Genomic DNA, 15,601 nt, shown 5'->3' with positions numbered 1-15,601 from the left:
GCCCCGCCGCGTGCGGGGTTTTTTTTTTGGCGAATTGTTGCGGGTGCCCCCCCCCCCGGGCCGCCCGGGCGGGGGCCCGCCCGCGGCGTAATGGAGGGCCGGCCAACGGCCGGCGCTACCGGTTGCAGCCCACAGGCCACAGGTCAGCCGGAGATCGCCAACCGCTCCTGGTGGTAGCGGCGTACGGCGGCGTACCAGAGCACGGCGGCGAGGCCGAGGCTCGCGGCGAGGTAGACGCCCCACATCTGCGGGCTGATCGCTTCGTGGCGGATGATCTTCAGCAGCATCTGGTTCTGCGCCAGGAACGGCACGCCGAACTGCCACAGCTCGCTCTTCAGCGGGTACACCATCAGCGCGTAGCCGGGCAGCATCGGCAGCAGCATCAGCCAGGTCATGTGGCTCTGCGCTTCCTTCATGCTCTTGGACGCGGCTGACAGGAAGGTCAGCAGCGAGGTGCCGATCAGCAGCATCGGCAGCATGATGAACAACATCTGCAGCATCGGCACGAAGCCCATGTTGAGCTGCCGCGCGGCGGCACCGGTTCCCAGCTGAGCACTGAGCTTGAACGCCAGCAAGGTCAGCAGCAACGATGCCAGCCCCACCACGCACGCCGCCGCGATCTTGCCGCTCACAATCGCACTGCGCGGTGCCGGGGTAGCCAGCAGCGGTTCCAGCGACTGGCGCTCACGTTCGCCGGCGGTGGTGTCCATCACCAGATATGCGCCGCCCAGGAACGAGGTGATGGTCAGCAGCACCGGCAGCAGGATGGACAGCATCACACCGCGCTTGGCTTCAGCCGTGGCCAGGTCCTGGGTGGCCACGTCCAGCGGCCGTGCCACCTGGGCGTCCACGCCACGGGCCAGCAGGCGCAATGCCCCCACCTGCTGGCTGTAGCCGGCCAAGGCTGCCTTCAGGCGCGCGGTGGGCACATCGGCGGCACGGCGGGTGCTGTCCTGCACGATCTCCACCAGTGCCGGCTTGCCGTCTTCCCAGTTTTCGCGGAAGTCCGGGCTGATCCGCAGCGCCACATCGACGTTCTGGTCGCGAATGGCAGCGGTCAGGTCCTTCGGTGCCTCCACCGCATTCAAGCCCTGCGCGGCCAGGAAGCGCACCAGGTTCGGCGCGTGTTCGGCCCCGATGGTGGGAATCTCCAGCGGCTTGTCGATCTGGGTCTTGACCCGGCTTTCGGCCAGCTTGCCCATGCCCAGAATCAGAATCGGGTACAGCAGCGGCCCCAGCAGCAGGGTCAGCGCCAGCGTGCGGCGGTCGCGGGAAAGGTCGCGCAGTTCCTTGCGCATCACGGTCAACAACGTGGCAAACGCGCTCATGCGTGCAGTCCTTCTTCGCTACCGATGGCCTTGACGAAGGCATCTTCCAGATTCGATTCGCCGGTCTGCGCGCGCAGTTCGTCCGCCGTGCCTGCCGCGGTGACCGTGCCCTTGGCAATGATCACGATGCGGTCGCACAGTGCCGCCACCTCCTGCATGATGTGGCTGGAGAAGATCACGCAGCGGCCCTCGTCGCGCAGCCCGCGCAGGAAGCCGCGCAGTGCACGCGTGGTCATCACGTCCAGGCCGTTGGTGGGCTCGTCCAGAATCACGTTGCGCGGGTCGTGCACCAATGCGCGCGCGATGGCGGTCTTGGTGCGCTGGCCCTGCGAGAAGCCGTCGGTCTGGCGGTCCAGAATGTCTTCCATGTCCAGGGCCTTGGACAGCACCTTGGTGCGCTCGCGGATATCCGCCGCGCTCATGCCATGCAGCTGGCCGAAGTAGGCGATGTTCTCGCGCGCGGTGAGGCGCTTGTACACGCCACGTGCGTCCGGCAGCACGCCAAGCCGGCGTCGCACCGCCACCGCGTCTTTGGCGGCGTCCAGGCCATCCACCAGCACCCGCCCTTGGTCCGGGGTCATCAGCGTGTACAGCATGCGCATGGTGGTGGTCTTGCCCGCACCATTGGGACCGAGCAGGCCGGTGATCTGGCCATCCTCAGCGTGGAAGCCCACGTTCTGGACCGCCTGGATCAGGCCGGTCTTGGTCTGGAAGGCTTTATGCAGGTTCTCGGCGACGATCATGGTTCCCATCCATTGAACGAGGTAAAGGCCGGCACCGGACTCAGGGAATCCAGGCAACTCACTTCCAGTGATTTGGCGTCGGCGGTGTCCACGAACTGCGCCAGCACGCGCGGCATGCAGCCGGCGTTGAGGGTGCCGTGGCCCTGCCCCTTCGCCACCAGATGGCGGGCGTTGGGCAGGCCCTTCAGCACCTGCTCGGCGTAGCGCGGCGGGGTGACCGGATCCAGCTCGCCACTGAGCAGCAGCACCGGCAGCTCCGTGCGCAGCGGCTGGGTGAAGTCCTTCGGGCGGCTGCCCACGTTCCACGCCGGGCAGGCGGCGAAGAACATGCGCGCCACTTCCGGGCCCAGCAGGGTGTCGCCGGCCGGGGCCGGCTGGTAGCGGTCGGCGTCTTCAGCGCAGATCACCGACCACTGCATGCCCCGGTTCATCTGCCCGTCCATCGAACGGCTGGCCATGCGGTTGAGCGACATCAGCGGCGCATAGCGGCCCTGTGCGGCTTCATCCAGCACCACCGGCAGCAGCGAGGACAGTTCCGGCATGTACGAGAACAGGAAGGCCAGGCTGGTAACCGTGTCGGCGGTGACCTTGTCGCGGCGGGCTTCATTGGTGCCCGGGTCGCGGTAGTCCACCTCCACCGGCGCGGTGTTCAGCGTGGTCATCACGTTGCGCAGCTGGGTGCGGGTGTCGACCGGGAAGCGCTTTGCGCAGGCGGCGTCCTTGCTGCACTGCGCGGACTGCAGCGCGATGGCGTTTTCGAAGGTGTTGGCGAAATCACCGCCCACCACCAGCTCGTTCGGCACCACGCCGTCGATCACCACCGTGCGGGTGTGCTGCGGAAAGCGCGCGGCGTACTGTTGGGCCACCCGGGTGCCGTAGGAGCCGCCGATGAGGTTGATCTTGTCCACGCCCATCGCCGCGCGCACCGCGTCCAGGTCACCGATGGCCTGGGTGGTGGTGTAGAAGCGCGAATCCGCGCGCGAGGTCAGGGTGGCGGCGCAGCGACCGGCATATTCAGCCACCACTTCCGGGGTGGCGGCGGCGTTCTCGTCGAACGCCAGCTCCTTGCCTTCCGCGTCCAGGCAGGTGAGCGGGTTGGATTTACCGGTGCCGCGTTGGTCCACCAGGATGATGTCGCGCTTCTTGCGCACCTCGCGCAGCGCCTGGTTCACCACCGCGGCCACCTCGGTGGCGCTCTGGCCGGGGCCACCGGCCAGGAAGAACACCGGGTCCAGCTTGCCCTCGCCCTGGTTCTCGGTATCCAGCCAGGCGATGTTCAAGCCGATCTTGCGGCCATTCGGCGCGTCCGGGTTCTCGGCCACCTGCAGGGTGGCGCATTCGGCTTCCACGTTGCTGCTGGCCTGGCTGCTGGTCAGCGTGCAGGGCTTGAAGGTGAGCTGGCCAAACTGGCGCTGGGCCGCCTCGGGAGCGGCCTCCGGCGTGGCCTGGCAGGCGGCCAGCAACAGCAGGGCTGCGCTGGCGGCCAGGGATCGGGTGGCAGGGTGCATGCGGGTTCACGTCCTTGAGTGAAGGGTCTTAGCATGCCATGACGGGCGGTCGGGGCGAATGTGACAGAGGGGATGCCCCGCCACGGCCAGTTGCACCACAATGAAGCCAAGGAAGCATCAGGAGCACGCCGTGGAGGCAGCCTTTCGGGTAGATCCAGACCAGTTCGTAGACGGCTTTCGCGAGGGCTCGATCATCTCGCCCCGGATCTACAGCGAACGCCTTGGTATCAGCGGAATCCCGCTGGCGAAGCTGGCGGGGGTGCATCGCTCGACGGTTGTTCACGCGCCGGCGTCCGAGAAGCTGCAGGACTATCTGCGCGATTCGCTCAGCGTGCTGACGATGCTGGTTGAGGCCAACGGCGGGGACGTGAAGCGCGCCCTGTACTGGTTTCGCAACATGCCCCTGACTGAGCTCGGCGGCGAGACTGCCGAACGCTACGTATCCGAAGGAAAGGCGAACGCCATGCGCCGCTACTTTACCGGTCTTGCTGCTGGCGCGACCGGCTGATCGTTACGTCAGTCGTCCGCGCCAGCAAGCGCGATTCCCGTTACGCCGAAAACGGCCACCGCAGATCCAGCCCTTTCTCGTCCCGCACCGCATAGACGCGCTCGTACTCGAACGACAGCACAAACCGGTGCGGATGCTGCTCCGCGAACAGTTCAATGAACGGATAGATCTCCGCCATTCTGCTCATCTTGTTGCTGGCGCGGAAGTGGAAGGTCATCGTCAAGCCCACGGTCCAGTTGACCTTCATCCCCTTGGCCAGAACGCGCATCGGGTAGCGGTGCAAGATCAGGCCGTAGCCGCACTTCGATCCAGGCAACAGCCCGCCATGGATATGCGGGATATCCTTTACGCATGCGCCCAGGTCAGTCAGTGTCTGCGCTACCTCCTCCAGCGTTGCACCCGACTCTATTTCCAACGCCATCATCAGGCCCATGCCTGAACCTCCTGCTGCCTGTGTGGGTGCGGCCCTGACGGGTGCGGCGGTGCTTGCGCGGCCGGCGTGGGCCGCGCAACGGAATTCGCGATTGAGCACGTTTACGGCAAACCTGTAGCGATGCCGCGTCCTTGCGGGCGGTTGTGTTGGACGTTCCGTTACCAGTACGCGCGCGGGCGGACCAGATCGACACTCGGGCCGTAGACGCGGTACGCCAGTTCTATGTCGTAGGCGTTCTGCAGCTCAAACCAGTACAGCGGTGGGTGACGGAAATGGCGGCCCAACCGAAGCGACAGGTGTGGGTCGATGCCACTGCGGCCCCGCACCACGGCGTCCAGGCGACCACGGCTTACGTTGAGGCAGCAGGCGAGGTGGCGCACCGAAAGCCGCAGTGGCTTCATATAGTTCGCAAGGAGCACCTTGCCCGGATGCTCGCGAGGCGTGGGGTAGATGATGGTCCTGGAGATGGTACTCATTGCTTTGCTCCTGTGGCCCGACGAAGCCGGCCACCGCACCGGCGCGGCCGGCTGAAGGCCATCCACGGCGGTGATGCGGCGGCCAACTCCGCCGCTGGCGACGGGCTGCCGTCTTCCTTCAGCGCACAGGTGCGCAGCAACAGGTATGACTCAAGCAGCTGATTGACCAGTTTGCTGAGGGAACGGCCCTCGTGTTGGGCAGCCGCCTTCAAGGCGGCATGCATTGGCCTGGCAATGCGTATCTGCAACAGAACAAGCTCGCACATGGAATCCTCCCACGATTGGGTAACAAGTAAGTTCAACGAATGGGCAGCGCACGGCGCAGCAACGGCGCGTGGCGGTGCCGATCAGATGGCCGGGGTTGTGCCCGGCGCTATAAGGCGTGGATGCGCGCGAAGAGTGGCAGCGCTAAGTGGCTGCGGGCGCGCGGAAGACGTAATCGAAGACCTCGAGTGGGCAGCTCGAAGCGATGGGTGAAGGCCCAGAACGCGTACATCACAGACTCCCGGGAAGAGGCCTTTCCCACCATGGGAAAGGCGTCGGGAGGTTAGAGACCGTGTAGCGTGAAACGGCGTGGCTTATTTCCCCCAACATGGGGGGTGTTGTATTCGCCACCTTCCCGACAACGGGACAAACAAATTACACGCTACAGGAGTGCTCTAAGCTCCGGGGCCTACGGTGCCGGAACTGGAAACGGATGGGAAGTAGGGAAATTCTGCTTTTTGGGGGGTGGCGCGATGTTCGGCCAGGTGGTGTCGCTTGTGGCACGGAAAGCGGGTGAAATGCGGTGATTTGCGTCGGGTTTGGCTGAGAGTGGCGGCATTCTGGCGCGGAATCTCGCCACGAGATTCTTCACATCGAGCTCAAGGCGTGCTGTTCGCGACGTTCGGCCACTATTCAACGCCCTACCAGCGCCGCTCCAGTAGCATGCAGGGCACAGCTCAACACCTCACAATCCAGCACAACTTATCGTCTTTGCAGTGCTGGCGACGCGAATCATTGCGTTCATGGACTGATGCTCGACGCCGAAGCGCTGGATGCTGTGGAACCGAGAGGCGTCGGGCGGTACGAGCATCGCGGGGAACAAGCCACGACCATGCCAGGGGAAGCGCTCTCCCCTGCAGCTATCGCAGAAGGTGCCCGGAGCATTTCACATTGGTGGTGGGACGGCAGGCCCAAGATCAAGGTGAGCTATACCCGCCAGTCCCAGTCACTTTGGATCCTCATCCCGAAGTTTCGCAGAACCGCGTACGGAAAACCTCCACTCCCGGACCAACGTGCTCATGAAGCAGCCCTCTCACCTGATTGCGCAAGAGAAGCACGCTTCGAACCCAATCCAACACCTTTCATTTCGAAAAGGGGAAGACCAAACAGCCGCTGGCCCCACTTGGTCAGGCTTTCAGCCCGATTACCCGGCCCGATGATAGGCACCACAGCTCTCTGAGAATGGGCACTTGAACGCCGAATCGGAGTCGAACCAATGGCGTGACTGACAAACGCCACTATCGAAATCGATTCGCTCTGCAAGCGGGACTTTTCTCATGTAGCCGCGACCAAAGAAGATGCCGCAGAGCTCTTCTGCAACGTGTGGGCGCAACTGGGAGTTCAAGAATCGATACACCTTTCCAAGGAACGCGTTCACTTCCCTTATCAGCGTTTCAATCTCAGCCATCACATCATCTTGGACCGGCCAGACTTCCGTAGACACTCATGAGCCGCTTTGCGCGTAGCGCCTTTCAAACTCTACAGGGGCTAGACCGCCAGCGGAACCATGCCGGCGGACCGGGTTGTAAAACATCTCTATGTAATTGAATACGTCAGAGTGTGCTTCGTCCCGGGTTGGGTAGATCCGTCGCTTGATCCGCTCCTTCTTGAGTGCACTGAAGAAGCTCTCAGCCACCGCATTGTCGTGGCAGTTTCCTCGCCGGCTCATGCTTGGAACTATGCCGTGCTGCTTCAGCAGCGATAGCCAATCGCTGCTGGTGAACTGGCTGCCTTGGTCGGAGTGAATGATCAACCCGGCAGCAGGCTTCCGCTTCCATATCGCTGATACGAGCGCCTGCAACACAAGATCGTTGGTCATCTGGGAGTGTGTCGCCCAGCCAACCACCTGCCGCGAATAAAGGTCGACGATAACTGCCAAGAACAGCCAGCCTTCATACGTGCGGATGTAGGTGATGTCGGTGACCCACACCTTGTTGGGGCCAGAAGGTGAGAAGTCACGATTGACGACGTTCTCAACCACTCCGGGTGGCCCGCCTCGATGCCGCGGCCTCCTTCCATAGCCAATCTCCGCCCGTATGCCGTCTGCCTTCATCAGGCGTCGAACACGGTGGCGACTGCAGCGCTCGCCACTCTCCCGAAGTTCACGCGTGATCTTGCGGTAGCCATAGACCGTACCGCTCGCCAGCCACGCGTGCCTGATGAGGCCCCGAAGGCGATCATCTTCACGACGCCACGGCCCGTCTGGATTGCCCACCCATGCGTAGTACCCGCTGCGGTTAACACCAAGGACTCGACACATTGCGGTCAGCCTGAATTGCTCCAGATGTTCACGCATGAACGCGTACTTCGCCGTTATCCCTTGGCGAAGTACGCCGCGGCTTTTTTAGTATGTCGCGCTCCTCGGTCAGACGTTTGACCTCGGCCTTCAAGCGCCGGACCTCGGCTGAATCCTTGGCCGATGGGAGCACCCCCCCCCTCGGGCGTGCCCGCCAGCGCCTCGCCTTTGGCCTTACGGAGCCATTGATACAGGCTATGGGAAGAGACCCTCAGCTGATTGGCAACCTCCGCAACCGCGAAGCCCCTTTCGGTCACCTGCTTGACCGCCTCGGCCTTGAACTCATCCGTGTACTGCTTGCTCGCCATAGACACCTCTCTCGTTACCATTGATTATGGCTCTGAGTTGTCTACGAAATCCTGGCCGGTCCAGACCGCCGGGAAGGATGGTAATGTCGGCCACCGACCCATTGGAACGTTCGCTGGGCCACTGGGCATATCGATCAGGTAACCGGGGGAAACTTTGGATATCACAGAGCGAATTAAGCAGGAGCGAGGACAGGACACCATCGCCGGGATACTTCCTGGTGCTGCTTCACCGTCCGTGGCCGACGTTGCGAGAAGTTTTGGACTGCTGGACTCACCGGAGTGCTACGAAGAGATTGATGCTGTCGAGGCAGCTAGAGTCTTAGAGAACGTCCTTCACAGGGACATGGCCTACAAGATCGAAATCATGCCTATTTCCCTTGCCCGTGAGCTTTCTGGACAGTTCATTGCGGCGTTCACTGACAGCGATGCGCGCTTCTTCACAAATGGTGAGTGGGGGCGCTCCACGTGGGCACTTGGTGTCGGCTGGACTCCAGTAACGTCCGCAACGTTCGACGCCGGTGTGTTGGTCGTGTCCGATCAGAGAGTTGGATGCGTCTGGTGCATGGACGAGGATTGAGGCTGCGCTGGTGCGAATGACCGCTTCTGGCCGGAAGCGGACGCGATGCGTACCCTATTGGGAGGTCAGACATGAGTTTCCGTGTGCTAAAGGTGGAGCTGGAGAGCTTTCGGGGAGCACGACCTTCCGTCCAGATTCTCACAGTTTCCTGCTCATACGCCGAGCTTCTTCAGCGATGCCCGCTTAAGCGTGGTGCATCTGTTGCGGTGCGTGTATCTCAACCTGGGTGCTTCGAGATTACCGCCAGCATTGCGATGGTTCATCCCATTTCAGCGCCCGCAATGCTCACAGTCCCATTGGCATGCGGGCGGATCGAAGTGGGCTCACACTTGGATCTCGTCCAAGATCATTGTTGAGATTGAATGTCTGCTTCTGGTCGGAAGCGGACATGTGACTACATCCGTGTCTCTGGATGCAGGAGTCGGGGCCCCGTGTCTCAAGTCGCATCTGAAGCTCCGCCATTTCCAACTGCCGGGGGGCTGAGGCAGGGCCGACGGATTGAACTAGCAGAACGGCCTTGTGCTTCTGATCATTGGTGTATTGACGGAGAGGGGGAAGTGACATAAGGAACCTCCACGTGCGAAGAAACTATCGCTTCGTGGCGTCCGTTTCAGCGGGGCAGGTTCAGCACAGCACAGGGCGGAAGCTGCTCCCCTGCTACTGCCCGAAGAACCTTACGTCCCCAACGAGGAACACACAGCCCACTGGCAAGTGGCCAAGCTTATGCAGGCCAAGGACTAAAAGAGCCTTTACGCGATCACGGATCTGGCGCTGCTGGCGGGAGGCTTCTCCACGCTGGTGCGTGACCATTTCGACGAGGAAATCCTCCGCGGCGTGCTTGCTCATCCAGAAGAAGGCGCTTTCGACGCGATGGTCGCCAACGGGCTGCGCCCTCATTATTCGATCGAAGCCGATCTGTTGGTGGAGGTGCTGGCCGGGGATGGTGAACGCATCATTGCTCCGATGACCGATTGCTTCCACGCGGCACTGGCACGGTCGATGTTCCCGGATCGGTTCTATGCGGGGAAGATGGACATGGAGCACGCTACGATCATGCGCATTCTGCTCAAGGTGGCCAGCCCGGCATACACGGACCTGTTCCTGGCCTACTTCAACGACCGGAACGCATTCTCTGAGCTTCACCTGCACTTCTACAAGAAGCTGCTGGACGTTGTCGTCAAGACCGACGCACCGGAATTAGTCGAACCCCTGATCGATATGCTGGCTTTGGATAAGGACATTATTGGCGGTGATGCGGCTTTCATGAAGAAGATCTTCAAGGCCGTGGGCCAGCTGGGCCGCAGGGCGGATGCGGCGCTGCTGGCGAGTCAGTTCAATGTGGCGGATGAGGCTCGACCAGATGTGGCGACTGCGTATCAGGCCACGATGGCACGCCTTCTGAAAAAGAAGACCTGATTTTTTTTCGGGGGCCTGAGAATTTGCCCGAGTCCTTGTAGGTCGATTCCCGCACGCTTCAATGGCGTTGGATGGGACAAGTAAGCAGCCAACGGCAGCTTATACGGTGATCACGCGCACAAACGAGGCCAGAGCTTCTCAAGCTAGTCGAATACGTCAGAGCACACCACCTCACAGGCGGTTTAGATCGTCCGCTTGAACCGGGCGTCATTCAAGGCGCTGCCGGGGATTTTCGGCCTCGCTGCTGCTCCACTTGGATTGACGATCAGGCGTGGCCGGGAGCTGAGCGGACTGAGGCTGCTACCGTTTTCAGGAGGCACTGCTTGGTGAAGGGCACATGGACGTATGAAAGGGAAGTACTGGCCAGATCACCTGGCGCGAGGCTACATCGAAGTTGACGGAGTCCAACACTCCTTGGATCACCTCAGGCCATTTAGTTACGTGGTGAACATTGAGGAGCAGGGCAAGGCGGTGACGCCGATCCAAGTGACGGTAGAGTTCAGCTCCCACTGTGTGACAAAGGGTGCGCGTACCGATGAGTTGATTGACTTCAGTGAAACGGGATTTGAGCCGTTGGTGATCGATCAGCGACGCAACTGGCGCAAGTTCCTTCCTGCTCGCTACGGCGCGTCGACCGTGCTACCAGAGATAATGAGGACGCTGAGTCGTCGCCCCTGCTTTTTCGCCAGCGAGAGGAACTACCTGACTCTGGAGATGAGGGAAGTCATTCCGGGATATCCGGAGGGCTCGCAGTACGAGATCTATTTCAACGTGAAGCAACGAGGCAATCTGAGTGTGTACGTATACGTAGAGAGCGCCTACGTCCGTGACGAGTACTCTGACAGCGATCCATACAGGTTCCGGAAGGAAGACCGGATCAATGGGTGGAGATTGCTGCTGAATCGCGGCACGGGACGAGCAGTGAGGCGGCCACCTAGTCGTCGCCGGTAGCAGAAAAAACAAACCCCCTTGCGGGGGTTTCGCGGATGCCCTTAGGGATTGCTCCCATCAAACGACAAAGGCCAGTAACCAGTGGCGGCATCTGAACACCTGAGGCTGGGCCTCAAGCTCCGTATACATCCAGACAGGTCAATGGTACTCCAGCGGGCCACAAATGTGTAACGCCCGCATTTCGGCATCGCTTAGCAGCTGAACAGAACCTCCGTTGTGGGCACATCAGCACAACTCATCCTTCCCCCTCGCACGCGACTGCCGCCGCATCGCCTGCGGTGCCACACCAAACCCACGCAGATACGCCTCGCGCAGGTGCCGCCGGTCACGAAACCCGGTCTCGCGGGCGATCACCTCCAGCGGATGCCGCCCCTGTTCGACCATGACGCGAGCAGCCTCCAGTCGCAGCGCTTCAACAGCCTTCGCTGGCGACTGCCCGGTTTCCGCCGTGAATATCCGGCTGAACTGTCGGGGGCTCAGGTTCACTTGGTCCGCCAGCTGCTCCACCCCCAATGCCTCCCGCAGATGGCGCTTGGCATAGTCCAGCGCTTGTTGAATGCGGTCGCTGCGCGGGGCCAGGTCCAGCAGTTCCGAGTGCTGTGTCTGCCCGCCGGCGCGCCGGTGGTGCATCACCAGTCGGTGTGCGACCGAGCGGGCCACCTCCGGGCCCATATCTTTCTCGACCATGCCCAGCGCCATGTCGAGGGCGGCGGTCATGCCGGCTGAGGTCCAGAACTGACCATCCAGAATGAAGATCCGGTCGGCTTCCACCTGGATGTCAGGATGCCGCTGCTGCATGTGCTCGGCGTAGGCCCAGTGGGTAGTGGCCCGCCGCTGCGTCAGCACACCGGCCTCGGCCAGGATGAAGCCACCTGTGCAGATGCCAGCAACGCGCCGGGCCTTGGGGGCCAAGCGACGTACGAAGTCCAGCAAGGGTGGCGAAACCGGTCCGGACAGCGGGTCAATCACCCCGGCGAACATCCAGGTATCGGCGCGGCTGCGCCCGCTGAGCTCGCGCGTTACGACCCGCATGCCCAGCGAGGCGTTGATCTCCCCGCCTTGCAGTGACCAGTTCTCCACGGTGTAGAAGGTTTCACCGTGCACGAGGTTGGCGAACTCGAACACCGCCTGCGAGCCCAGTGCCATGACCTGGAAACCGTCGCCAAGTACGTACCCAACCCTATGCATGGTGGCCGAACCTGCATGTCCTAAAACATGACTATATGCGTCATTTGCGCCATCGTCCATCGGGCGCAAGCTCTCTCCACACCCCGCGGCCATTGCCGCCCATCTGGAGAAAGCACCATGTCCGCACACCCTTCATCTGCTGGCGTCGCCCTGGTCACCGGCGCATCCTCAGGCATCGGCGCGATCTATGCCGAGCGCCTGGCCCGTCGTGGCCATGACCTGATTCTGGTTGCCCGCGACCGCCAGCGCCTGAATGCCCTTGCTCAGCGGATCAGCAGCCAGACCCAGCGCGCCGTGGAGGTGATTGCCGCCGACCTCGGCCAGCGCGACCAGCTGGCCACCGTGGAGCGCCGCCTGCAGCAGGATGCCGATATCACGGTCTTGGTGAACAACGCCGGGATCGGCACCCATACGCCGCTGCTGCAGAGCGACGTGGAGCGCATGACGGCCATGGTGGAGCTCAACGTTACCGCGCTCATGCGGCTAACCTATGCCGCCGTACCGCAGATGGTGGCGCGTGGGCGTGGCACGGTCATCAACATCTCGTCCATCGCCAGCGTGGCTCCGGAGATCCTCAATGGGGTCTACGGCGGAAGCAAGGCATTCGTTACCGCCTTCACCCAATCGCTTCACAAGGAACTTGCCGGCACGGGCGTGCGCGTCCAGGCGGTACTTCCGGGTGCGACCGCCACCGACTTCTGGGCAATCGGCGGCCTGCCGGTGGAGAACCTTCCGCGCGAGATCGTGATGCCTGCCGAGGACCTGGTGGATGCTGCGCTGACCGGTCTGGATCGCGGCGAGCTGATCACGCTTCCCTCGCTGCATGCCGGCGAAGAGTGGGACGCCTTTGAGGCGGCCCGCCAGACGATGGCGGCACATCTCTCAAGCAGCACCGTGGCTCCGCGTTATCGCGCTGGTCACTGATTTTCCATTTCAAACAGGAGATGAACCCATGTTGTTCAACTGGTCCGAATACGTACCTGCAGTGAAGAAGGCGTTTGGCAGCCTTGGCAAGCGTCACCCCAAGATGCTTGAGGCCTACCAATCCTTGGGCACGGCGGCGGCGCATGACCAAGTGCTGGATGCCAAAACCCGCGAGCTGATTGCCGTTGCAGTGGCGATCAGCCTGAGGTGTGATGGGTGCATTGGCACTCACACCGAAGCGGCGCGGAAGGCCGGGGCGACCGAGGCGGAACTGGCGCAGGCGCTGGCTACAGCTATCCAGGTCAATGCAGGTGCGGCTTACGTTTACTCGATGCGGGCGCTTGAGGCGTACGGCGAGTAGACCGCTGACGGAGGGGCATCACGTCTTTGGTTGGGACGTGATGCTCCTCCAATTTTAAGCAGGTACAGGGGCGGGCAGTCGGCTCTAGGCCCGCCCTACACCGTTCTTTCAGTGCTATCGCGCGGTGCTGGAAGCCGGGCAGAGCCCGGCTCTACCCTCAATGTCGCGTTTGCCGCGCCTCTTCGGCTTCGGAGATCTCAATGAACTTCTCCATCATCTCGATGATGATGTCGTCCGGACGACAGTTCATTCTCCGGGCCATTCTGCGTAAGGCAAATAGATGCTCTTCCTCGATCAGGAAGTCCATGTCCACCAGTTCGCTCACGAATCGCTCCTCCGCATTCGGTGGGCGCGCGACGGCAGAGTGTACGAGCCCACCTGCATATACGGCACACCGTCCTTGCTCACGCCGTTTTCGTCCAGTTCCGGCACCTCGGAAGCCTTTACCGGCACCAGCAGGAAGCTTTTCACGCCCAGATCCGCACGCAGCCACGTGCCCGGGCCCATGCCGACGTCGGCCAGCCATTGGCCCTCCAGATGCATGCAAGGCTCGTCGTAGCCCGGCGTGCCGGGGATGTCTGACACCCGCCCGATGGTAATGAAGCCGCTGATCTGTTTGGTGTCGGCGTCATACCTGATGTCCTGGCCGCCTTTGAAGCCGTGGTTGGGTGTGTCGTCCCAGTCGATTGTCATTGTGATTCTCCCGTTGGATGTGTCTTCGCCTGGATGGCGAAGGAAGCGGGAGCGTTGGACTTGGTTTGTTACGAAGTTCCGACGCTCCGCCGGAACACCCTGCATCAATCCGAGCCCAATGGAAATGCGGATTTTCCTTGCTACGTGTATGGTGTTTCGATACACGGGATTGGCTTTTTGTCGCACTTGGCGCGCTATTGATCACACAACGTGATATTGGGCACATCTTGCTATGCCATTACCGTCAAGTGGCTGTCGTTTGCGGCCGCTTTTTCATCGCGCTATGAATGCGCCCATGACGAAAAAAGTTCCCGCCCGGCAGATCCGAGCGGTCTATAACGACAAAACCATCCGCGTCTACCAGGCCTACTCGGACCTGATTGCCGACAGCGCTTTGCAACACCAGACCTTCGTCAGCCCGCCGTTCAAGCGCGAGCGGATGACGTGGATCAAGCCTTCCTTCCTGTGGATGATGTATCGCGCGGGCTGGGGCTACAAAGACGAGGGCCAGCGGCGGATTCTGGCCATCGATATCACCCGCGAGGGTTTTGAGTGGGCGTTGGCGCATAGCTGCGCCAGCCACCCGGAACCAGGGATGGACGCATCGGCGTGGGAGGCGCTGAAGCGTGACTCACCGGTGCGGGTGCAGTGGGACCCGGAGCGCGATCTGCATCATCAGCCCTTGGAGCACCGTGCGATCCAGATCGGGCTGAGTGGAGAGGCGGTACGGCGCTATACCGGGGAATGGATCCAGGGGATCACCGAGGTGACCGAGCTGGCGCAGCGGATGCATGCGCTGGTGGAGGAAGGGAAGCTGGAGGAGGCGGCCGGGTTATTGCCCGCGGAGCGGGAGTACCGAGAGTGTCCGTATTTTTGTGTTCGGGCGACGTGGGCTGTCCGATGACAGCCCGGTTTCTCAGTACGGGCTCCGGATGAATCGGTCCCCGTAAAGTACGGCAAATTGGTTCATCGCGTTCCTCCAGCCGTGGCTGGTGCCTCCCCATTTGGCCGTGATGTTGCGCAGTCCCAGCCAGATCAGCTTCATTGCCGCTTCGTCGGTTGGGAAGTGCCCTCGGGTTTTGATCACCTTCCTCAGCTGCGCGTTAACGCTCTCGATGGCATTGGTGGTGTAGATGACGCGACGGATCTCGGGCGGAAACGCGAAGAACGGTATGACACGGTCCCACGACCGCCGCCATGCCTGGGGTACCGAGGGGTAGCGCTTACCAAGCGGAGAGGCCTCCAGTGCCTCCAGTGCCCGCTCGGCAGCCTCTGCACTGGCCGCTTGGTAGATGGGCTTGAGTTCGGCAGCAAGGAACTTGCGATCCTTCCAGCCTACGTAGTCCAGGCTGTTGCGGATGAGGTGCACGATGCAGGTCTGCAGGGTGGTCGCCGGATAGACCGCCGCCAGCGCCTCGGGCATGCCTTTAAGGCCATCGGTCACCGCTATCAGCACGTCCTCCACGCCGCGCGTCTTGAGGTCGTTGAAGACTTTCATCCAGAACTTGGCACCTTCTGTGTTCTCGATCCAGATGCCCAGGATGTCGCGGCTTCCATCAGGTAGAACGCCTAATGCCAGATAGATCGCTTTGTTGCGCACTACACCCTCGTCGCGCACTTTGACGCG

The 15,601-nt window shown here is 61.9% G+C and carries 17 protein-coding genes and 1 pseudogene; 7 read left to right on the top strand and 11 right to left on the bottom strand.

The features are described 5' to 3' along the window. Positions 1-143 precede the first annotated feature (143 nt). The 3 genes from EGJ34_RS15685 to EGJ34_RS15675 are packed head-to-tail and all read right to left on the bottom strand — an operon-like array spanning position 144 to position 3,579. Complete coding sequence (locus tag EGJ34_RS15685; RefSeq protein ID WP_125361449.1) at positions 144-1,328, bottom strand: ABC transporter permease; 1,185 nt, start codon at positions 1,326-1,328, stop codon at positions 144-146. Then, the gene (locus EGJ34_RS15680; protein WP_125361448.1) at positions 1,325-2,071 is read right to left on the bottom strand and encodes an ATP-binding cassette domain-containing protein; all 747 of its coding nucleotides are present in this window, start codon (positions 2,069-2,071) and stop codon (positions 1,325-1,327) included. Before EGJ34_RS15680 ends, EGJ34_RS15685 begins: the two co-directional genes overlap by 4 nt. Further along, positions 2,068-3,579 carry an alpha/beta hydrolase gene (locus EGJ34_RS15675; protein ID WP_125361447.1) on the bottom strand — a complete coding sequence of 504 codons (1,512 nt, stop codon included), beginning with the start codon at positions 3,577-3,579 and terminating at the stop codon, positions 2,068-2,070. Before EGJ34_RS15675 ends, EGJ34_RS15680 begins: the two co-directional genes overlap by 4 nt. Before the next feature lie 130 nt (positions 3,580-3,709). Here EGJ34_RS15675 and EGJ34_RS15670 point away from each other — a divergent pair, with 130 nt between their 5' ends. Beyond that, entirely contained in the window at positions 3,710-4,087 is a 378-nt protein-coding gene (locus tag EGJ34_RS15670; RefSeq protein ID WP_125361446.1) for a DUF2384 domain-containing protein, read from the top strand. 40 nt (positions 4,088-4,127) lie between these two features. On the opposite strand, the gene EGJ34_RS15665 is transcribed toward EGJ34_RS15670, so the two are convergent. From EGJ34_RS15665 to EGJ34_RS15650, 4 genes and pseudogenes are all read right to left on the bottom strand, one after another. Further along, complete coding sequence (locus EGJ34_RS15665; protein WP_125361445.1) at positions 4,128-4,520, bottom strand: hypothetical protein; 393 nt, start codon at positions 4,518-4,520, stop codon at positions 4,128-4,130. 158 nt (positions 4,521-4,678) lie between these two features. Further along, positions 4,679-4,996: a HigA family addiction module antitoxin gene (locus EGJ34_RS15660; protein WP_125361444.1), complete on the bottom strand. Its 318-nt coding sequence runs from the start codon at positions 4,994-4,996 to the stop codon at positions 4,679-4,681. A 1,408-nt stretch (positions 4,997-6,404) separates the two neighbouring features. Further along, positions 6,405-6,668: a hypothetical protein gene (locus EGJ34_RS15655; protein WP_125361443.1), complete on the bottom strand. Its 264-nt coding sequence runs from the start codon at positions 6,666-6,668 to the stop codon at positions 6,405-6,407. Positions 6,669-6,704: 36 nt separating this feature from the next. Then, positions 6,705-7,864, bottom strand: a pseudogene (locus tag EGJ34_RS15650) (IS3 family transposase). A gap of 154 nt (positions 7,865-8,018) precedes the next feature. On the opposite strand from EGJ34_RS15650, the gene EGJ34_RS15645 reads away from it, so the two are divergent. The 3 genes from EGJ34_RS15645 (at position 8,019) to EGJ34_RS15635 (ending at position 10,808) form a co-directional block, all read left to right on the top strand. After that, positions 8,019-8,441, top strand: a complete 423-nt coding sequence (locus EGJ34_RS15645; protein ID WP_125361442.1) for a hypothetical protein — start codon at positions 8,019-8,021, stop codon at positions 8,439-8,441. 798 nt (positions 8,442-9,239) lie between these two features. Next, entirely contained in the window at positions 9,240-9,857 is a 618-nt protein-coding gene (locus EGJ34_RS15640) for a hypothetical protein (RefSeq protein ID WP_125361441.1), read from the top strand. 345 nt (positions 9,858-10,202) lie between these two features. Further along, positions 10,203-10,808 carry a hypothetical protein gene (locus tag EGJ34_RS15635; RefSeq protein ID WP_125361440.1) on the top strand — a complete coding sequence of 202 codons (606 nt, stop codon included), beginning with the start codon at positions 10,203-10,205 and terminating at the stop codon, positions 10,806-10,808. A 225-nt stretch (positions 10,809-11,033) separates the two neighbouring features. Here the strand turns inward: EGJ34_RS15635 and EGJ34_RS15630 are convergent, their stop codons facing one another. Further along, positions 11,034-11,954 (bottom strand): GlxA family transcriptional regulator, encoded by a 921-nt coding sequence (locus EGJ34_RS15630; protein WP_260477021.1) that lies wholly within the window; start codon positions 11,952-11,954, stop codon positions 11,034-11,036. A gap of 159 nt (positions 11,955-12,113) precedes the next feature. On the opposite strand from EGJ34_RS15630, the gene EGJ34_RS15625 reads away from it, so the two are divergent. Both EGJ34_RS15625 and EGJ34_RS15620 read left to right on the top strand, forming a co-directional pair. After that, complete coding sequence (locus EGJ34_RS15625; RefSeq protein ID WP_125361437.1) at positions 12,114-12,920, top strand: SDR family oxidoreductase; 807 nt, start codon at positions 12,114-12,116, stop codon at positions 12,918-12,920. Between the two features lie 28 nt (positions 12,921-12,948). Then, on the top strand, positions 12,949-13,281 hold the full coding sequence (locus EGJ34_RS15620; protein WP_125361435.1) for a carboxymuconolactone decarboxylase family protein: 333 nt from the start codon (positions 12,949-12,951) through the stop codon (positions 13,279-13,281). A gap of 157 nt (positions 13,282-13,438) precedes the next feature. Here the strand turns inward: EGJ34_RS15620 and EGJ34_RS22280 are convergent, their stop codons facing one another. Next, positions 13,439-13,606: a hypothetical protein gene (locus tag EGJ34_RS22280; RefSeq protein ID WP_185750202.1), complete on the bottom strand. Its 168-nt coding sequence runs from the start codon at positions 13,604-13,606 to the stop codon at positions 13,439-13,441. Next, positions 13,603-13,974 (bottom strand): hypothetical protein, encoded by a 372-nt coding sequence (locus EGJ34_RS15615; RefSeq protein WP_125361434.1) that lies wholly within the window; start codon positions 13,972-13,974, stop codon positions 13,603-13,605. Before EGJ34_RS15615 ends, EGJ34_RS22280 begins: the two co-directional genes overlap by 4 nt. Positions 13,975-14,269: 295 nt before the next feature. Here EGJ34_RS15615 and EGJ34_RS15610 point away from each other — a divergent pair, with 295 nt between their 5' ends. Beyond that, complete coding sequence (locus tag EGJ34_RS15610) at positions 14,270-14,878, top strand: DUF4291 domain-containing protein (RefSeq protein ID WP_125361433.1); 609 nt, start codon at positions 14,270-14,272, stop codon at positions 14,876-14,878. Between the two features lie 12 nt (positions 14,879-14,890). Here EGJ34_RS15610 and EGJ34_RS15605 read toward each other — a convergent pair. Continuing rightward, positions 14,891-15,601, bottom strand: a 711-nt coding sequence (locus EGJ34_RS15605) for an IS256 family transposase (RefSeq protein WP_125361432.1), incomplete at its 5' end; no start/stop codon positions are given.

It is taken from the genome of Stenotrophomonas sp. 278 (genome assembly GCF_003935715.1).
GTDB lineage: Bacteria > Pseudomonadota > Gammaproteobacteria > Xanthomonadales > Xanthomonadaceae > Stenotrophomonas > Stenotrophomonas maltophilia_AH.
Note: the sequence above shows the minus strand (reverse complement) of the source record. Positions and strands in the feature narration are given on the sequence as shown.

Coding starts and splice junctions, on each gene's coding strand:
- EGJ34_RS15660 (WP_125361444.1), bottom strand. CDS start 4,996: ATGAGTACCATCTCCAGGACCATCATCTACCCCACGCCTCGCGAGCAT.
- EGJ34_RS15685 (WP_125361449.1), bottom strand. CDS start 1,328: ATGAGCGCGTTTGCCACGTTGTTGACCGTGATGCGCAAGGAACTGCGC.
- EGJ34_RS15620 (WP_125361435.1), top strand. CDS start 12,949: ATGTTGTTCAACTGGTCCGAATACGTACCTGCAGTGAAGAAGGCGTTT.
- EGJ34_RS15630 (WP_260477021.1), bottom strand. CDS start 11,954: ATGGCACTGGGCTCGCAGGCGGTGTTCGAGTTCGCCAACCTCGTGCAC.
- EGJ34_RS15625 (WP_125361437.1), top strand. CDS start 12,114: ATGTCCGCACACCCTTCATCTGCTGGCGTCGCCCTGGTCACCGGCGCA.
- EGJ34_RS15610 (WP_125361433.1), top strand. CDS start 14,270: ATGACGAAAAAAGTTCCCGCCCGGCAGATCCGAGCGGTCTATAACGAC.
- EGJ34_RS15675 (WP_125361447.1), bottom strand. CDS start 3,579: ATGCACCCTGCCACCCGATCCCTGGCCGCCAGCGCAGCCCTGCTGTTG.
- EGJ34_RS15615 (WP_125361434.1), bottom strand. CDS start 13,974: ATGACAATCGACTGGGACGACACACCCAACCACGGCTTCAAAGGCGGC.
- EGJ34_RS15680 (WP_125361448.1), bottom strand. CDS start 2,071: ATGATCGTCGCCGAGAACCTGCATAAAGCCTTCCAGACCAAGACCGGC.
- EGJ34_RS15665 (WP_125361445.1), bottom strand. CDS start 4,520: ATGGGCCTGATGATGGCGTTGGAAATAGAGTCGGGTGCAACGCTGGAG.
- EGJ34_RS15635 (WP_125361440.1), top strand. CDS start 10,203: ATGAAAGGGAAGTACTGGCCAGATCACCTGGCGCGAGGCTACATCGAA.
- EGJ34_RS15655 (WP_125361443.1), bottom strand. CDS start 6,668: ATGGCTGAGATTGAAACGCTGATAAGGGAAGTGAACGCGTTCCTTGGA.